Origin of the sequence: Lentzea sp., assembly GCF_036380075.1 — a bacterium.
Classification (GTDB): domain Bacteria; phylum Actinomycetota; class Actinomycetes; order Mycobacteriales; family Pseudonocardiaceae; genus Lentzea.
Genome location: NZ_DASVFL010000117.1, coordinates 14988 through 31824 on the forward strand (window position 1 = coordinate 14988; position 16837 = coordinate 31824).

Below are 16837 nucleotides of genomic sequence, written 5' to 3' on the forward strand. Positions count from 1 at the left end.
TACGGAGAAAGTCATGTCCACGCGGAGATCGGGTTGCCCAGCCAACGGGTTCCCGACGGTACATCCTCTCCGCGCATGACCAGCGAGGCGGGTCCGATCGTCGTGTACGCGCCGACGGACGCTCCGGGCAGCACGATGCCGTGCGGGCCCAAAGTGGATCCGGCGGCCAGCGACACCCGGTCCATCCGCAGGATGCGGTCGTGGAACAGGTGCGTCTGCACGACGCAGCCGCGGTTGACCGTCGCTCCGGCGCCCAGCGACACCAGGTCCGCCTCGGGCAGCCAGTACGACTCGCACCACACGCCGCGGCCGACGGACGCGCCGAGCGAGCGCAGCCACAGGTTCATGATCGGCGTGCCACCGGAGAACCCGATGAGCCACGGCACCGCGAGCACCTCGACGAACGTGTCCGCCAGCTCGTTGCGCCACACGAACGCCGACCACAGCGGGTACTCACGGGTCTTGAACCGGCCCACCAGCACCCACTTGGCGACCACCGCCACCAGGCACGCGGCCACGCCCGCGCCCAGCAGCACGACGCCCGACCACCAGAGCCCGAACTCCTTCAGCGCGAAGAGCACGCCCACGACCAGGGCCACGTTGAGCATCACCGGGACGAACCGGCACAGCTCGACCAGCGCCCGCGCCCACATCAGGTGCTTCGGCGGGTCGAACGTGCGCGACTGGTCCGCCACCTCGGCGGCCCGCGGGAGCTTCATCGGCGGCATGCCCAGGTACGACGAGCCGGCCTTGGCGCGCTTCGGGGCGGCCGACAGCACGCCGACGAGCCCGCCCTTGGGTACCGTGCGGCCGGGCGCGGTCATGCCCGAGTTGCCCAGGAACGCCCGCTTGCCCACGCGGGCGGTGGCGATGCGCAGCCAGCCGCCGCCGAGCTCGTAGGACGCGACCATCGTGTCGTCGGCCAGGAACGCGCCGTCGCCCACGCGGGTCATCTTCGGCAGCGCGACCACCGTGGACGCCTCGACGCCACGGCCGACCTTCATGCCCAGCAGCCGCAGCCACACGGGCGTGAACAGCGACGCGTACAGCGGGAACAGGGCCGAGCGGGCGTTGTTCATCAGCCGCTCGGTCGTCCACGCCTGCCACGCCACGCGGCTGTGCACGGGGTAGTGGCCCTCGCGCATGCCGATGCCGAGCAACCGCACGGCGACCAGCACCAGCAGCGCGTACGAGCCGAACCAGATCACCGAGGCGACGGGGACGTCCCACAACGCGCTGGTGAGCGTCACCGGCCGGCGCAGCACGTAGAGCACGGCCGGAGCCGCCGCGAGCAGCGGCAGGGCGGCCAGCAGGCCGGACGAGACGCCGTACATCAGGTTCCAGAACCGCGACCGCTCCGGACGGCGCGACGGGAACGAGCGCGCCGCCTTGCCCTCGCGGATCGCCGGGACGCCCGCCCAGCGCTGGCCGGTCGGCACGGAGCCGACGACACCGGAACCGGGAGCGATCTCGGCCCGCTTGCCGATCTTCGCGCCGGGGAACAGCGTGCTGCGCGCCCCGACGGTCGCGCCCGCGCCGATCCGGATGCGGCCGACGCGCAGCCGGTCGCCGTCCAGCCACCAGCCGGACAGGTCGACCTCGGGCTCGACGGCGGCGCCGCGGCCGACCTTCAGCATGCCCGTGACCGGCGGCAACGAGTGCAGGTCGACGCCGGGACCGATCTTCGCGCCGAGCGCCCGCGCGTAGTGCGTGACCCACGAACCGGACAGCTCGGTGGCCCGCGACATCTGCGCCAGCATCTCGGCGGTCCACAGCCGCAGGTGCACGGACCTGCCGCGCGGGTACTCGCCGGGCTTCAGGCCGCGCAGCAGCAGCCGCGCGCCACCGGCGGAGATCGCCAGGCGCCCGGCGGGGCTCAGGAACACCACGGCGCCGGCCGCGACCCACCACCACGAGACGGAGGTCCAGCCCAGCACGTTCGACAGCGCCGTCAGCGCGACGACCCAGCGCGCGCCGGAGATCGTCAGCAGCGGGATCATCAGCAGCGTCTGGACCAGGCCGGTCCAGCGCGGCGTCGGCGCGACCTCGTGCACCTCGGCCGTCTGCCCGTACGACTCCAGGCGCCGGGCGAGCTCGTAGAGCGTCGGGTTCTGGTAGACGTCCGACACCGACGTGCTCGGGTAGCGCGTGCGGACCATCGAGACGAGCTGCGCGGCGCCCAGCGAGCTGCCGCCGGACGAGAAGAAGTTCGCGTCCTCGGACGCGGGCCCGGAGCCGAGCACGGCGGCCCACTGCTCCGCGAGCCAGCCTTCGAGCCCCGAGAACACCACGCCAGCGGTGTCCATCGACTCCAGCGGCCACGGCAGGGCGGCGCGGTCGACCTTGCCGGACGTGCGGGTGGGCAGCGTCTCGACCACCGCGATCAGCGGGACGAGGGCGGCGGGCAGCTCGGCGCGCAGGTGCTCGACGGCCTCTTCCTGGTCGAACTCGCCGTCGGTCACCACGTAGCCGACGAGGACCTGGTTGCCGCCCCGCGTCGTGCGCACGGCCGCCGCGGCGCCGGCGATGCCCGGCAGCGCCGCCAGCGCGGCGTCCACCTCGCCCAGCTCGATGCGCCGGCCGCCGAGCTTGATCTGCTCGTCCGCGCGGCCCAGGAAGACGAGGCCCTCCGGCTCGGCGCGGACCACGTCACCGCTGCGGTAGGCGCGGTCCCAGCCCATCGAGGGCAGCGGCGCGTACTTCTCGGTGTCCTTGGCGACGTCGAGGTAGCGGGCCAGGCCGACGCCGCCGATGACCAGCTCGCCGGACTCGCCCATGGGCACGACCTCGCCCTGCGGGTCGACGACGACGAGCTCCCAGCCGTCCAGCGGCAAGCCGATGCGGACGGGGCCCTCCCCGGTCATCCGCGCGGCGCAGGCGACGACGGTGGCCTCCGTCGGCCCGTAGGTGTTCCAGACCTCGCGGCCGGGCACGGCGAGCCGTTCGGCCAGCTCCGGCGGGCAGGCCTCACCGCCGAAGATCAGCAGCCGCACGTCGTCGAGCGCCTCGACCGGCCACAGCGCGGCCAGCGTCGGCACCGTGGAGACGACGGTGATCTCCTGCTCGACCAGCCACGGGCCGAGGTCCATCCCGGTGCGCACCAACGACCTCGGCGCGGGCACCAGGCAGGCGCCGTGCCGCCACGCGAGCCACATCTCCTCGCAGGAGGCGTCGAACGCGACGGAAAGCCCCGCCAGCACGCGGTCTTCCGGCCCGATGGGCTCGTCACGCAGGAACAGCCCCGCCTCGGCGTCCACGAACGCGGCGGCGCTGCGGTGCGTCACGGCGACGCCCTTGGGCTTGCCGGTCGACCCGGACGTGAAGATGATCCACGCGTCGTTGTCGAGGCCGGGCTCGCCGGGCATGCCGAGCGGAGTGCCGTGCAGCGCAAGGGAACGACCCTCGCCGAGCACGGCGCTCACCTGCGCCTCGCCGAAGACGAGCTCGGCCCGTTCGTCGGGGTCCTCGAAGTCGACGGGCACGTAGGCCGCGCCGGCGGCGAGCGTCGCGAGGATCGAGACGTAGAGGTCGGCGGTCCCGGACGGTACGCGGATGCCGACCCGGTCGCCGACCCCGACACCGTCGGCGGCGAGCTTTTCCTTGAGCTCCAGTACTTCCGTGAGCAGTGCGCGGTAACTCAGCGCGGTGGTGCCGTCGTCGACGGCCAGCGCTTCCGGGTGCCGTTCGGCACTCGTGCGCAGGATGTCCAGGAGCGTGCGCGGGGTGGGCGCCTCGCCTGCCGTGAACATCGATCGAAGGACAACGGGTTCAGCCGCAATGGTCACTTGAGCGTCACTTCTCACCCTCTCGGCGAACTTGCAGACCTGCCACTTTACCTGTGCTTAACGAACTACCGCTGTCCCGAGTAGGTCGACTCACAGGTGACCTCAGTCACCGCAACACTTTCGAGTGACTTGCGGGCGTTGTGGCGGGCCAGGTTGAACTCCCGCCAGTCCTGCTCGACGACGCGATCCTTCAACCACCGCAAGGAACACGACCGTTGCGGCTCGGGCAACCGGACGAGCGCCTGCACCGCGTCCTCCGACAGTTCCGACAGGTACTCCGTGTCGATCTTCTTCGTCGCCTCGAACCGCGACACGTTGTAGTCGGCGACCACCCGTTCGGGGTTCAGCATCACCACGGCGAGGAAGAACGCGGCACCGGTCGCGACGATGGCCTTCGGCAACCACTTGGCGCGCAACGTGATCCCGCTCGCGATGACCATCACGTACACGACGGCCAGCCACACCTCGCACGACGCGACGAGCAGCCGCAGCACCGTCCACCCGTACGCCTGCTGGTAGAACCACATGCGGCTCAAGGCACTCGCGACGATGACGAGCGTGAGAACAGCCAGTGAACCGAGGAGAACCCGCAGCCACAACTGTTCCCGCGCGGTCTTCTTGACCGCGAACCGCGCCACGCCCGCGATGACGCCGAGCGTCAGGATCGTCACCCACAGCAGCTGCCAGAAGCCGGACCTCGCGTACTCCGCGAACGTGACGCCCGCCGTCTTCATCACATAAGCCTCACCACCGAACAGAACCGCGAGCTGCGTGCCCACGAACCCGGTGAACAGCAACACGAGCACGCCCACCGGCAACCCGTAGTCCTTGAGCCGCAACGTTCCCGGCTTCGCCTCGGCGTCCTCGTTGATCGCCGGCGGCGCCGTCACGAGGTAGCACGCGCCCAGCGCCCCGAGCGCCGCGACGACCCCGAAGAACCCCATCCGCACGTAGACGCCGACTTCGAGGTCCGGCACGAGACCTTCGAGGAAGTCGTTGAACCCCTTGTCCGCGCCCGCGAGCAACGACCCGAACACCAGCAGCAGCAAACCCGCCACACCCGCGGAGAGGAACGGCCGGACCCCGATCGGCCCGCGCCGGCTCAACCCCTTGGCGGCCCAGGGGATCGACCGCATGCTCGCGAGCCCCACCCCGATCGCGCCGAACACGAGCCCCTTGACCGTCCGCCCGCCCGCCATCGCGATCGACCCGCAGACCATCGACGCCAGCACGCTCAACGGGAAGATCCACTCGGCGGCCCGCAGGAACCCCATGGCGAGGAACGCCAGCGCCGCCGCCAGCCACAACGCCCGCTCGACCGTCGGCCTGCCGGCGTGGAACAGCACCGCCCCCACGGCGCACAGGCCGGCGAGGAACCAGCCGATGCCGTTGCCGGGAGGGGCCAGGAACGCACCGGCGAGGCCCGCGACCAGGCCGATGAGCAGGACCTGGGCGGGGGCGCCGGTCGTCGGCGGCTTCCACCACGGCATGAAGGGGACGCCAGGGGCGGACATGACGACCTGCGGGGTGGGGTGGCGGGGCGGGCCCTGCCACGGTGAGGGCGGGGGGAGGGTGGCGGTGGCCACCTGGGCCGGTTGGGGTTTGGGGGCGGTGGGGTCGGCCTGGATGGGGTCGGCCTGGGTGGGGGCTTCGGGCTTGGTGGCCTCGGCCACCGGCTTGCCGGTCGCCACCGGCTTGCTCGCCGCCTTGTCCGCCGGTCCGCTCGTCAGCGGATCTTGTCGGACCCCCTGAGTAGGTTGAGATGCAGGGGTTCCCGGCTCGGGGGTACCCCTGCGAGAGCCTGCCTCGTCAGCGGCCAGGTGGCGCGGCTCGTCGCTGACGACCGGCTCTGCGTCGCCATCCGCGGTGGGCTTCACCTTCGCCGGGCCCTCGGCGACCGGCTTCTCCGCCTTCTCGGCGGGATCCACCTCCACCGCGTCCTCCGCCGGGCCCTCGGCCACCGGCCGGTACCCCACCTTCCGGAACTGCCGGTACTTCCGCCGCTCCACCCGCCCACCAGACGAGTCCCCGCCAGGCGCGGACTCGCGCGGCGAGTCGGGCCCCGAACCGGTCTCTGAGTCAGTCATGTCGTCTCTCCCAAGCCCGAAAAGGGCGTGCGTCACCGTCACACCGGCCGGGAAGGCGCGGTGCGCTCAAGAACTCAAGAACGAAGGTCGGTCAGCGGGGCAGGGTCACCCGGATGCACGATCCGGGGTCCACGACGGCGATCGTCCCGCCGTGCAGGTCCACCACCCAGCGGGCGATGGCGAGGCCGAGGCCGGTCCCGCCACCTCCCGCCCGCTCCCCGCGGGTGAACCTCTCGAAGATCCGCGACCGGTCGGCCAGGGCGATGCCCGGCCCCTGGTCGCGCACCTCCAGCACCACGGACGAGCCGGACGACGACCCGGTCACGGACACCAACCCCCCGGTGGGTCCGTGCCGGGCCGCGTTGTCCACCAGGTTCACCAGCACCTGGTGCAGCCGTTCCCCGTCGGCGAGGACGGAGAGGTCGCCGGGGACGTCGATCGAGAACGTGGCCGAGGGGGCCGCCACGGCTGCCTCCGCCACCACGTCGGCGACCAGCGATGACACCGACAGCGTCTCGCGGTTCAGGGACAGGACCCCGGCGTCGATCTTCGACAGGTCGAGCAGCTCGGTCACCAGCCGGCCGAGCCGCTCGGTCTGGGCCAGTGCGGTCTTCATGGTCGCGGCATCGGCGGCAGCCACCCCGTCCACCACGTTCTCCAGCACGGCCTGCAACGCCGAGATCGGAGTCCGCAGCTCGTGGGACACGTTCGCGATCAGCTCGCGGCGTTGCTGGTCGGCGGCAGCCAGGTCGGCCGCCATCACCGTGAACGCCTCCGCGAGCTGGCCGACCTCGTCCGACGACGTGGCCCGCACCGACCGCGAGTAGTCGCCGGAGGCCATCGACCTGGCCGCGGCGGTCATCTGCCGCAACGGCGAGGTCATGCCGTGCGCCAGCAGCTGCGACGTCAACAGACCCAGGACCAGGGCCATCAGGGTCGTCCGCGGCGGCAGCCACCCCGTCGAGTAGCGGAAGTACGCGAACGACACGCACCCCGACACCACGATCACGATGCCGAGCTTGAGCTTGATCGACCGCACCGAGTCCAGCGGGCGCGGCAACAGGTCCAAAAAATCAAGAAACTTCTTCACCGGGGCACCTCCAGCGCGTACCCCACGCCGTGCACGGTCCTGATCAGGTCGGCCCCGAGCTTGCGCCGCAGCGCCTTCACGTGGCTGTCGACCGTCCGCGACGACGCCCCCTCGTGCCAGCCGCAGGCCTCCGCGAGCAGGCGTTCCCGTGCCTGCACGGCAGAGGGCCGTTCGGCGAGGAACACCAGCAGGTCGTACTCGGTGGGCGTCAGGTGCGCCTCGACGCCGGCCCTGCGCACGCGGCGCGCGGCCAGGTCGATCACCAGGTCGCCCAGCTCCAGCGACTGCGACGACACCGCCCGCGAGACGCGGCGCAGCAGCACGTGCACACGGGCCGCCAGCTCGCGCATCGAGAACGGCTTCGTCAGGTAGTCGTCGGCCCCCACGGCGAGACCGACCAGCAGGTCCGTCTCGTCCCCCCGCGCGGTCAGCATCAGCACCGGCACGGACCGCGACGCCTGGATCCGGCGGCACACCTCGAGCCCGTCGAACCCCGGCAGCATCACGTCGAGGACCACCAGGTCGGGCAGGAACGCCGCCGCCTGGGCCACCCCCGACGGGCCGTCGTGGGCCACCGCCACCACGAACCCCTCCGCCCGCAGCCGCGCGGCCACGGACTCGGCGATCGTGATGTCGTCCTCCACGACGAGCACCCGGCGCTGACCTGTCATGACGGCGACTTTATGGGTAGGTCGTGGAGGACGGCGGGACAAGTTGTGAAGATCGTGTGCAGAACCTGGAGGTAGGTTCGCACCATGAACGTCCTCGAAGCGGTCCTGGAGAGGATCACCTACGCCAACGAGGACAACGGCTACACCGTCGCCAAGGTCGACACGGGCAGAGGTGACCTGGTCACGGTGGTCGGCGCGCTGCTCGGCGCGCAGCCGGGCGAGTCCATCCGGATGCGCGGCCAGTGGGGCTCGCACCCGCAGTACGGCAAGCAGTTCCACGTCGACGACTACACGACGATCCTGCCCGCGACGATCCAGGGCATCCGCCGCTACCTCGGCTCCGGCCTGATCAAGGGCATCGGGCCGGTGCTCGCGGACAAGATCGTCACGCACTTCGGCGTCGCCGCGCTCGACGTCATCGAGCACACGCCCGAGCGGCTGATCGAGGTCCCGAAGCTCGGCCCCAAGCGCACCAAGCTCATCGCGGACGCCTGGGAGGAGCAGAAGGCCATCAAGGAGGTCATGGTCTTCCTCCAGGGCGTCGGCGTGTCGACCAGCCTCGCCGTCCGCGTCTACAAGCAGTACGCGGACAAGTCCATCGAGGTCGTCCGGGAGGAGCCGTACCGGCTGGCGAGCGACGTCTGGGGCATCGGCTTCAAGACCGCCGACGTGATCGCGAAGGCCGTCGGCATCCCGCACGACAGCCCCCAGCGGGTCAAGGCCGGCCTGCAGTTCACGCTGTCCGAGGCCACCACCGGCGGCAACTGCTACCTGCCGGAACAGGCGCTCATCGCCGAGGCCATCAAGATCCTCCAGGTCGACGCGGGCCTGGTCATCGACTGCCTGGCCGAGCTCGTCGAGGAGGAGGGCGTCGTCCGCGAGGAGCTGCCCGACGACGAGATCGCCATCTACCTCGTCCCGTTCCACCGCGCGGAGATCTCGATGGCCGCGCAGCTCAAGCGCCTCCTGCACACCGACGACGACCGGATGCCGAGCTTCCAGGGCGTCGACTGGGACAAGGCCTTCGCCTGGCTCGGCACCGAGCTCGAACAGCACCAGGCCGACGCCGTGAAGCTCGCGCTCACGAAGAAGGTCGCGGTCCTCACCGGCGGACCCGGCTGCGGCAAGAGCTTCACCGTCCGCTCGATCGTCCGGCTCGCCCAGGCCAAACGCGCCAAGATCGTCCTCGCCGCGCCCACCGGCCGTGCCGCCAAGCGCCTCACCGAGCTGACCGGCCACGAGGCCCGCACGGTGCACCGGCTGCTGGAGCTCAAGCCCGGCGGCGACGCGGCGTACGACCGCGACCACCCGCTCGACGCCGACCTGGTCGTCGTGGACGAGGCGTCGATGCTGGACCTGCTGCTGGCCAACAAGCTCGTGAAGGCCGTCCCGCCGGGCGCCCACCTGCTGCTCGTCGGCGACGTCGACCAGCTGCCGTCCGTCGGCGCCGGCGAGGTGCTGCGGGACGTCCTGGCGCAGGGCAGCCCGGTCCCGAACGTCCGGCTCACGCACATCTTCCGGCAGGCCCAGGAGTCCGGCGTCGTCACGAACGCCCACCGCATCAACAGCGGCTACTACCCGATCGTGCAGGGGATGCCGGACTTCTTCCTCTTCGCGACGGACGAGGCCGAGGAGGCGGCGGCGATGACGGTCGACGTCGTCGCGAACCGCATCCCGCGCAAGTTCCGGCTCGACCCGCGCAAGGACATCCAGGTGCTCGCCCCGATGCACCGCGGCCCGGCCGGCGCGGGCGCGCTCAACACCGTGCTCCAGGAGGCGCTGACGCCGTCGCGGGACAACCTGCCGGAGAAGCGCTTCGGCGGCAGGGTGTTCAAGCTCGGCGACAAGGTCACGCAGATCCGCAACAACTACGACAAGGGCCGCAACGGCGTCTTCAACGGCACCCTCGGCGTCGTCATCGCCCTCGACACCGTCGAGCAGAAGCTGACGATCCGCACCGACGAGGACGAAGAGGTCGACTACGAGTTCTCCGAGCTGGACGAGCTCAGCCACGCCTACGCCATGACCATCCACCGCTCACAGGGCAGCGAGTACCCGTGCGTCGTCATCCCGGTCACGACCAGCGCGTGGATGATGTTGCAGCGCAACCTGCTCTACACCGCCGTCACGCGCGCGAAGAAGCTCGTCGTGCTGGTGGGCAGCAAACGCGCCATCGGCCAGGCCGTCAGGACGGTCGGCGCGGGCCGCCGCCACACGGCGCTGGCCCACCGACTCCGCACTACACCGACACCAGGAAGTCGGTGATCAGCCGCGCCCACGGCCCGGCCGACTCCGCCGCGATCGCGTGCCCGCAGGGGAGGTCGGTGTACCGCGAACCGGGCACGAGGCCCGCGACCTCCTTGCCGAGGTCGGGCGACAGCAGCCGGTCGCCCGACGCGCCGATCACCAGCGTCGGCTGGGTGATCCGCGGCAACGCACCGGTGAGGTCGATCCGCGTGAGCAGCTCGAGGTGGGCGGGGGAGCCGGGCGGCAGGCTCGCGCTGATCAGCTCGGCGAGGCCCTCCAGCTGCGCGGGGGAGAGCCGGGCCAGGTACTGCTCGCTGCACATCACCGCGAGGATGAACCTGGCCAGCTCCTCGGGCGGCCCGTCGAGCAGCTCCGCCCAGCGGTCGGACGTCGCCCTCGCCGCCGCGTCGAGCTTCACGAACGGCGCGCTGAGCACCAGCCCGCGCACCCGCTCCGGGTGGCGGACGGCCGCCGTGACGGCGACCGCGCACCCCATCGAGTAGCCGGAGACGAAGAACGACTCGTGCCCGGCGCCGGTCACGACGTCCACCAGCTCGTCCGCGAGCGCCTCCAGCTCGAGCGGCCGCGTGCCGCCCGGTGATCGGCCGGAGCCGGGCAGGTCCGGGGCGACGACGGTGAAGTGCCGCGACAGCGCCGGCAGGACCGGCCCGTAGTTGGCCTGGACGCTGCCTCCCGCGCCGTGCACGAGCAGCAGGGCCGGGCCCGCGCCCTGGACCAGGGTGGACAGGCCGGTCATGCGGGAACCCCCAGGTTTCGTCAGTCCATGCTGCGGACGATGGTCGGCTCCAGACCCTCGTCGTCGTCGGCGACAGAACCGCGCCAGGGGAACGAAATCTCAGCGACACCGTCGTTGTAGAGATGATCCATGGCTGGAGCTCCCGCTTCTTCCGCGTGTGGGTGTGTGCGAACCTCGCTGTCCGTCGAGTCGGTTTCGGCTTCACTGCACAATAACCGCTGCGGTGCTGGGACAAATGGTATTGATTTTCGTCACATCGCGCCAAGTGGCCGCTTTCGGCGTCCCAAGAACCGGACGGTAATCATCCGGTCGGTCGAACGAGGTGGCGCCGCCCAGCCGAACGCCCGATGATCGTCGATCATGCGGTCCGCCCTCGCCCTGATCACCTGTCTCGCGCTCCTGCTGAGCCCCTCACCAGCACCGGCCGACGGTCCACAAGCGACTCACGTGCTGCGCGTGCCCGCGCCCAAGGGCGAGGCGGCCCAACGGTTGCTCGGCCTGGGCTACGACGTGCTGGAACAGCGCGACGGCGACGACCTGTTCGTCGCCGGCGACCCGCACACCGCCGCGAGGCTCGCCGCCGACGGCTTCCGGTCCTCCGTGGAGTCCGTGCGGCCGCCGTCGCAATGGACGCCGCGGTCTCTCAGCGACGCGACCTACTACGGCGGCTACCGGACCGTCACCGCGCAGCTCGCCCATCTCGACGAGACCGCCGCGGCCCATCCCGGCCTGGCGACGGTCGTCGACTACGGCGATTCCTGGCGCAAAACGCAGGGCGGCGGCGGATATGACCTGAAAGCGCTCTGCATCACGAAGAAAAGGCCTGGTGACTGCGCGTTGACGCCGTCCGCGCCCAAGCCGCGCCTGTTCGTGATGGGCCAGCTGCACGCCCGCGAGATCACCACCGGCGACATGGCGTGGCGGTTCATCGACGACCTGGTCGGCTCCGACCTCACCGCGCTGCTCGACGACCTGGAGGTCTGGGTCGTGCCGATCGCGAACCCCGACGGCGTCGAGATCGTGGAGTCCGGCGGCGACACGCCGGTCCTGCACCGCAAGAACGCCCACGGCACGTGCGCGAGCGGCCCGCTCGGCGTCGACCTCAACCGCAACGCCGGTTCGCACTGGGGCGAGGTCGGCTCGTCCACGAACCGGTGCAGCGAGACCTACCAGGGCACGCGCGCCGACTCCGAGGTCGAGGTGCGGGCGCTGGAGTCGTTGTGGCGCAAGCTCTACCGCGACACCCGCGCACCCGGCGACACCGCGGCCGCCGCGCCGGACACCACCGGCGCCGTGGTCTCCATGCACAGCTACGGCGACTACGTGCTGTTCCCGTGGGGCTGGAGCACCCAGAAGACCGGCAACGACGCCGCGCTGCGCGCGATGGCCCAGGACATGGCGTCGCTGTCCGGGTTCACCGCGGGCCAGCCCGGCGAGCTGCTCTACAACTCCTCCGGCGCCACGGACGACTGGGTGTACGACGACCTGGGCGTGCCGAGCTTCGTCTGGGAGATCGGGGCGGCGTCGGGCAGGTGCGGCGGGTTCGTGCCGCCGTTCTCGTGCCAGGCGGACGTGCACTGGCCGAAGGTGCGGCCGATGCTCGTCTCGGCCATGAAGGCGGCGAAGCACCCGTACTGAGCGCGAACGGAGCAAGATGATCTCGACGACGCAGGACCTCGACACGTTCGTCACGGCGCTGGCGAGCGGGAAGCTGCTGAAGCCGGCGCAGCAGGCCGAGCTGACCAGGACCACGGCCGTGCCACGGCGGTGGCATCCCCCGGCTGCTCGTCGCAGCTGCTGACGACGCCGGACACGAAGAAGCGGCTGGAGCTCAACGCCACCAGCGCACCCGTCGAAGGCGACCTGGAAGACGCGTTCGACAAGCTGCTGACCGCGGTGTTCCGCTGATCCCGGGCATGCGAAAGGGGAGCTGGGCTGACCAGCTCCCCTCCCGGCGTTGCTGAAGAACTACCCGAGGGCGTTCTTCATCGCGGTGATCAACTCTCCGTTCGCGGTGTCACCCGTGAGCTCCCAGAAGAACGCTCCACCGAGACCCTGGCTGCGGGCCCACTGGATCTTGCTGGTGATCGTCTGCGGGGTATCGTAGCTCCACCACTGGCCGTTGCAGAACGCGTAGGCCGTACCGGCGATCGTGCCCGTGGCGGGGCACTTCGTCTTGAGGACCTTGTAGTCCTCGATGCCCTGCTCGAACGTGCCGGGAGCCGGGCCGGTCGCGGTGCCGCCGGGCGCCGCCTGGGTCACGCCCTGCCAGCCGCGGCCGTAGAAGCCGATGCCGAGCAGGAGCTTGCTGGCGGGAACGCCCTTGCTGCGCAGCTTCGAGATCGCGGCCTCGCTGTTGAAGCCGGCGGTCGGGATGCCGCTGTACGACGTGAGCGGGGAGTGCGGAGCCGTCGGGCCCTGGGCCGCCCACGCACCGAAGTAGTCGTACGTCATGACGTTGTACCAGTCGAGGTACTGCGCGGCGGGGCCGTAGTCAGCGGCGTCGATCTTGCCGCCGTTGGAGCCGTCCGCCGTGATCGCCGAGGTGACCAGGTAGTTCTGGCCGAAGCGGGCACGCAGCGCCTGCATCAGGTTCTTGTAGGCCGCCGGACCGCTCGTGTCGCAGGACAGACCACAGGCGTTCGGGTACTCCCAGTCGATGTCGATGCCGTCGAACAGGTTCGCCCAGCGCGGGTCCTCGAGCAGCTTGTAGCAGGAGTCGGCGAACGCGGCCGGGTTCTGCGCCGCCTGGCCGAAGCCGCCGGACCAGGTCCAGCCACCGAACGAGTACAGGACCTTGAGGTTCGGGTACTTCTTCTTCAGCTTGAGCAGCTGGTTGAAGTTGCCCCGCACCGGCTGGTCCCACGTGTCGGCGACGCCGTCCACGCTCTCGGCGGCCGTCATGGCCTTCTCGAGCGCCGGGTACGACTCACCGATGGTGCACTGGCCGTTGGTCACGTTGCCGAACGCGTAGTTGATGTGCGTCAGCTTGCTCGCCGAACCCGAGGTGTCGATGTTCTTCACCTGGTAGTTGCGAGCCGGGTAGACGCCCCACTCCGCGAAGTAACCCAGGTTGACCTTGCCGGGAGGCGGCGGGTTGCCCGTGGTGGTGGTCGTCGTGGTGGTAGTGGTCGTGGTGCTGGTGGTGGTCGACGTCGTGGTCGTGGTGGTCGGGTTCGTCCCACCCGCCTCGCACGACGCGCCGTTGAGCTTGCAGTTGGTCGGCGCACCGAACGTGCCGGTGTACGCGCCGTTGAAGCCGAAGCTCACCGAGCCGCCGACACCGACGCTGCCGTTCCAGGTGTTCTTGACCGTGACGGTCTGACCGCTCGCGGTGTACGAGCCGTCCCACAGCGAGGTGACGCGGTGGTTGGCCGGCAGGGTGAACTCGACGGTCCACGACGTCAGGGCCGCCGCGGAGTTGTTCGTGATCGTGTACTTGCCCTCGAAGCCCGTTCCCCAGTCCGAACCCTTGGAGAACGTGGCGGACACGCCACCGGCGCCGCTGGCAGCGGGCACGACGACAATGCCGAGGACCATCGCGGCGACCGCCGCGAAGAGTGCAGCTAGATGCCATCGGAACTTGGACATCGGACTCCTAGTCGCAGGGGGTTAACCGAACCTTGTGGTTTAGACCACTTGAAGGTCAAGGTCTAGACCTCTTCCGTCACTCGAACGGAGTAGTCGAAACCGGTATCGGAAATCCCGCGATGTCGTTCCGCCTCAAAGAGGTTCGTGCAATTTGCAGTCAGCCGATCGCGCGTTCCGCACCCCACGCCGCGATGTCCTCACGGCTCTGCAGCCCGAGCTTCTCCCGCAGCCGCTGCAGCCGCGACGCCACCGTCCGCACGGAAACGTTCAAGCGGTTCGCGATCTGCTGGTTCGTCAACCCGGACGCGAGCAGGGCGATCACTCGCCGCTCGTGGTCGTCCAGCGCCTCGCCGGCCGTGCGGTCGAGCCAGACGTCGTCCTGGATGAACGCCTCGGTCTCCGCGGCGGTCAACGGCGTGGAAGCGGCCTCGGCACGGGCGACGGGCAGCATCAGCCGTGCGGTGCGCATGGCCCCGGCGACCTTCTCCGCCCAGAACGGATCCGGCACCACGCCCACGGAACGCCTGAGCGCGCGTCCCGTCGCCTCGAGCCGCAGAGCGCGCTCGGCCTGACCGCGCATCAACGCGACGACAGCCAGTCCCTCCAGGGCGTCCGGCGCGGTCAGCGGGTTGATCCCGTCCATCCGCAGCGCCTCCTGGAAGGCGTGCTCGGCCTCGTCCAGGTCGCTCTGCACCAACGCCACGGCACCGCGCGTGGTGAGAGCGGAGGCGATGCGCGCGGGCATGCCCGACGCGCGCGAGATCGGCAACGCCTTCATGACGTCCTTCTCGGCGCGTTCGTGCCTGCCGAGCGAGAGCGACGTGCGCGCCAGGTCCACCAGGCACTTCGCCCGCGCCAGCGGCTCGCCCAGCAGCTCGGCGACCCGCAGGCACTCGGTGTTGTTCTGCGCGGAGGCCTCCCACTCACCCGACGACTGCTGCACCGCCGCCAGCGTGCTGCGCGAGCTCATCAGCAGCGCCGGCAGCCCGAGCGCGCGCACCAGCCGCGACGCCTCGGCGGACAGCTCGGCGGCCTCGGCGTGGTCGCCCTGCTCGGCGGCGAACCGGGCGGCGTGGTTGAGCGCCACGCACCGGTAGTCGTCGCGAGTGGACGGTCGCCGCAGCGCGTCGCGCAACATCACCCGCGCCTGCCCGAGTCGCCCGCTGCGGGCCGCGCAGTCGGCGAGGGCCGTGGTGAGCAGCAGCAGCCGTTCGTCGGCGCGGTCGGCCGCCCACTCCACGGTGCCGAGCAGGCTGTCGACGTGGGTGTCGAGCTTGAGCTGGACCTCCGCCGGCACCGACAGCGGCGCCGTGAGCAGCACGTCCGAGAGGTCGGTGAACCAGCGGGCCAGCGCCTCGTAGGCGATGTCGAGCTCACCGGCCGCCAGCAGCTTCTCCCTGGCGTGCAACCGGATCGACTCGAGCTGCCGGAACCGGGTCGCGCCGCTCACGGCGGTGAGCAACGACTTCGCCCGCAACCGCGAGAGGACGTCGAGCACGGGTTCGGCCGACCGTTCCGACGAGCACACCTCGGTGGCCGCGGCCAGGTCGAACCCGCCGTCGAACACCGACAGCCGGCGCAGCGCGAACTGCTCGTCCGGCGCGAGCAGCCGGTAGCTCCAGTCGATCGCCTCGCGCAACGAGCGCTGGCGGGCCGGGGACTTCCGGCAGCCCAGCGTCAGCAGCTCCAGCGGCTCGTCCATGCGGTCGCAGATGTCCGCCACCGGCAGCAGCTGCACCCAGCGCGCCGCCAGTTCGATCGCGAGGGGCATGCCCTCCAGCCGTGCGCACAGCAGCGCCACCGCGGCGGTGTTGTCGGCCGTCAGCCGGAACTCGGGCTGGCGTTCGCGGGCCCGTTCCACGAACAGCTTCACCGCCTCGGACCGCGGTGCGGCCGTCGCGACCAGGTCGCGGTCCGTCGACGGCACCGACAGGCCCTCGACGGGGAAGCTCACCTCACCGGTGATCCACAGCGCCTCGCGCGAGGTCGCCAGCACCCGGACGCCGGGGCAGCGGTTCAGCAGCACGTCGGTGAGCTCGGCGCACGTGTCGAGGAGGTGCTCGCAGTTGTCGAGGACCACGACCACCTTCATGTTGACGAGCGTCTCGACCACGGTGTCGCGCAACGGTTCGTCGGGCTGGGCGAGAACGCCGAGCGCCTGGGCCAGCGTCGGCAGGACGTCCTGCGGGTCGGTGACCTCGCCGAGTTCCACGAGCAGCACCCGGTCCGTCCGCCCGCGCCGCAACCGCCCCGCCGTCTCCAGCGCCAGCCGCGTCTTGCCCGCGCCCGCACTGCCGACCAGCGTCACGAGACGGTGCCGGCGCAGCAGCTGGTCGAGCTTCGACAGCTCCTGCTGACGGCCGACGAACGTGTCGCGCGCCGCCGGCAGGTTCGACAGCACCCGCAGGTTCTGCCTGGTGACGGGCGCGGGAACGGTCGCACGGCGGCGGTAGGCCCGCTGGCGGCACGCGTTGGAGCAGTAGGACCTGCGCTGCTCGGAGCCAGGCAGCTCGCCGGCGCACAGCGCGCAACGTCCGGTGCTGGTCATGAGTCCTTCTCCTCCAGCCGTAACGGCAGGGCGTTCGCGTCTCGCGCCGGCGGAGGCGCAG

Annotated in this window: 11 protein-coding genes; 4 read left to right on the plus strand and 7 right to left on the minus strand. The window is 70.9% G+C overall.

Annotated elements, in window-relative coordinates:
* Positions 1-11 precede the first annotated feature (11 nt).
* The 4 genes from VF330_RS15210 to VF330_RS15225 form a co-directional block, all read right to left on the minus strand.
* The gene (locus VF330_RS15210) at positions 12-3749 is read right to left on the minus strand and encodes a Pls/PosA family non-ribosomal peptide synthetase (protein WP_330852234.1); all 3738 of its coding nucleotides are present in this window, start codon (positions 3747-3749) and stop codon (positions 12-14) included.
* 101 nt (positions 3750-3850) lie between these two features.
* The gene (locus VF330_RS15215; protein WP_330852235.1) at positions 3851-5872 is read right to left on the minus strand and encodes a DUF4153 domain-containing protein; all 2022 of its coding nucleotides are present in this window, start codon (positions 5870-5872) and stop codon (positions 3851-3853) included.
* 91 nt (positions 5873-5963) lie between these two features.
* Complete coding sequence (locus VF330_RS15220) at positions 5964-6962, minus strand: HAMP domain-containing sensor histidine kinase (protein ID WP_330852236.1); 999 nt, start codon at positions 6960-6962, stop codon at positions 5964-5966.
* On the minus strand, positions 6959-7633 hold the full coding sequence (locus VF330_RS15225) for a response regulator transcription factor (protein ID WP_330852237.1): 675 nt from the start codon (positions 7631-7633) through the stop codon (positions 6959-6961). Before VF330_RS15225 ends, VF330_RS15220 begins: the two co-directional genes overlap by 4 nt.
* Before the next feature lie 84 nt (positions 7634-7717).
* Here VF330_RS15225 and VF330_RS15230 point away from each other — a divergent pair, with 84 nt between their 5' ends.
* Positions 7718-9898: an ATP-dependent RecD-like DNA helicase gene (locus VF330_RS15230; protein ID WP_330852238.1), complete on the plus strand. Its 2181-nt coding sequence runs from the start codon at positions 7718-7720 to the stop codon at positions 9896-9898.
* Here the strand turns inward: VF330_RS15230 and VF330_RS15235 are convergent.
* The gene (locus VF330_RS15235; RefSeq protein WP_330852239.1) at positions 9873-10637 is read right to left on the minus strand and encodes an alpha/beta fold hydrolase; all 765 of its coding nucleotides are present in this window, start codon (positions 10635-10637) and stop codon (positions 9873-9875) included. The two genes, VF330_RS15230 and VF330_RS15235, sit on opposite strands and share 26 nt — an antisense overlap.
* A 360-nt stretch (positions 10638-10997) precedes the next feature.
* Here VF330_RS15235 and VF330_RS15240 point away from each other — a divergent pair, with 360 nt between their 5' ends.
* From VF330_RS15240 to VF330_RS15250, 3 genes are read left to right on the plus strand one after another with little or no spacing between them, the layout of a single operon-like run.
* On the plus strand, positions 10998-12275 hold the full coding sequence (locus tag VF330_RS15240) for a M14 family zinc carboxypeptidase (RefSeq protein ID WP_330852240.1): 1278 nt from the start codon (positions 10998-11000) through the stop codon (positions 12273-12275).
* 16 nt (positions 12276-12291) lie between these two features.
* Positions 12292-12438 (plus strand): hypothetical protein, encoded by a 147-nt coding sequence (locus VF330_RS15245; RefSeq protein WP_330852241.1) that lies wholly within the window; start codon positions 12292-12294, stop codon positions 12436-12438.
* Positions 12405-12545, plus strand: coding sequence for a hypothetical protein (locus tag VF330_RS15250; protein WP_330852242.1), 141 nt, complete (start codon positions 12405-12407; stop codon positions 12543-12545). The genes VF330_RS15245 and VF330_RS15250 overlap by 34 nt, the downstream gene beginning before the upstream one ends.
* A gap of 60 nt (positions 12546-12605) precedes the next feature.
* Here VF330_RS15250 and VF330_RS15255 read toward each other — a convergent pair whose 3' ends face one another.
* Both VF330_RS15255 and VF330_RS15260 read right to left on the minus strand, forming a co-directional pair.
* Complete coding sequence (locus VF330_RS15255) at positions 12606-14228, minus strand: glycosyl hydrolase family 18 protein (RefSeq protein WP_330852243.1); 1623 nt, start codon at positions 14226-14228, stop codon at positions 12606-12608.
* A gap of 157 nt (positions 14229-14385) precedes the next feature.
* Positions 14386-16776, minus strand: a complete 2391-nt coding sequence (locus tag VF330_RS15260; protein ID WP_330852244.1) for an ATP-binding protein — start codon at positions 16774-16776, stop codon at positions 14386-14388.
* Between the last annotated feature and the right edge of the window lie 61 nt (positions 16777-16837).

Bases quoted from the DNA above. Each gene is read 5' to 3' on its own strand.
- VF330_RS15210 (WP_330852234.1), bottom strand. From the start codon at position 3,749: ATGTTCACGGCAGGCGAGGCGCCCACCCCGCGCACGCTCCTGGACATC.
- VF330_RS15215 (WP_330852235.1), bottom strand. From the start codon at position 5,872: ATGACTGACTCAGAGACCGGTTCGGGGCCCGACTCGCCGCGCGAGTCC.
- VF330_RS15225 (WP_330852237.1), bottom strand. From the start codon at position 7,633: ATGACAGGTCAGCGCCGGGTGCTCGTCGTGGAGGACGACATCACGATC.
- VF330_RS15230 (WP_330852238.1), top strand. From the start codon at position 7,718: ATGAACGTCCTCGAAGCGGTCCTGGAGAGGATCACCTACGCCAACGAG.
- VF330_RS15235 (WP_330852239.1), bottom strand. From the start codon at position 10,637: ATGACCGGCCTGTCCACCCTGGTCCAGGGCGCGGGCCCGGCCCTGCTG.
- VF330_RS15240 (WP_330852240.1), top strand. From the start codon at position 10,998: ATGCGGTCCGCCCTCGCCCTGATCACCTGTCTCGCGCTCCTGCTGAGC.
- VF330_RS15245 (WP_330852241.1), top strand. From the start codon at position 12,292: ATGATCTCGACGACGCAGGACCTCGACACGTTCGTCACGGCGCTGGCG.
- VF330_RS15255 (WP_330852243.1), bottom strand. From the start codon at position 14,228: ATGTCCAAGTTCCGATGGCATCTAGCTGCACTCTTCGCGGCGGTCGCC.
- VF330_RS15260 (WP_330852244.1), bottom strand. From the start codon at position 16,776: ATGACCAGCACCGGACGTTGCGCGCTGTGCGCCGGCGAGCTGCCTGGC.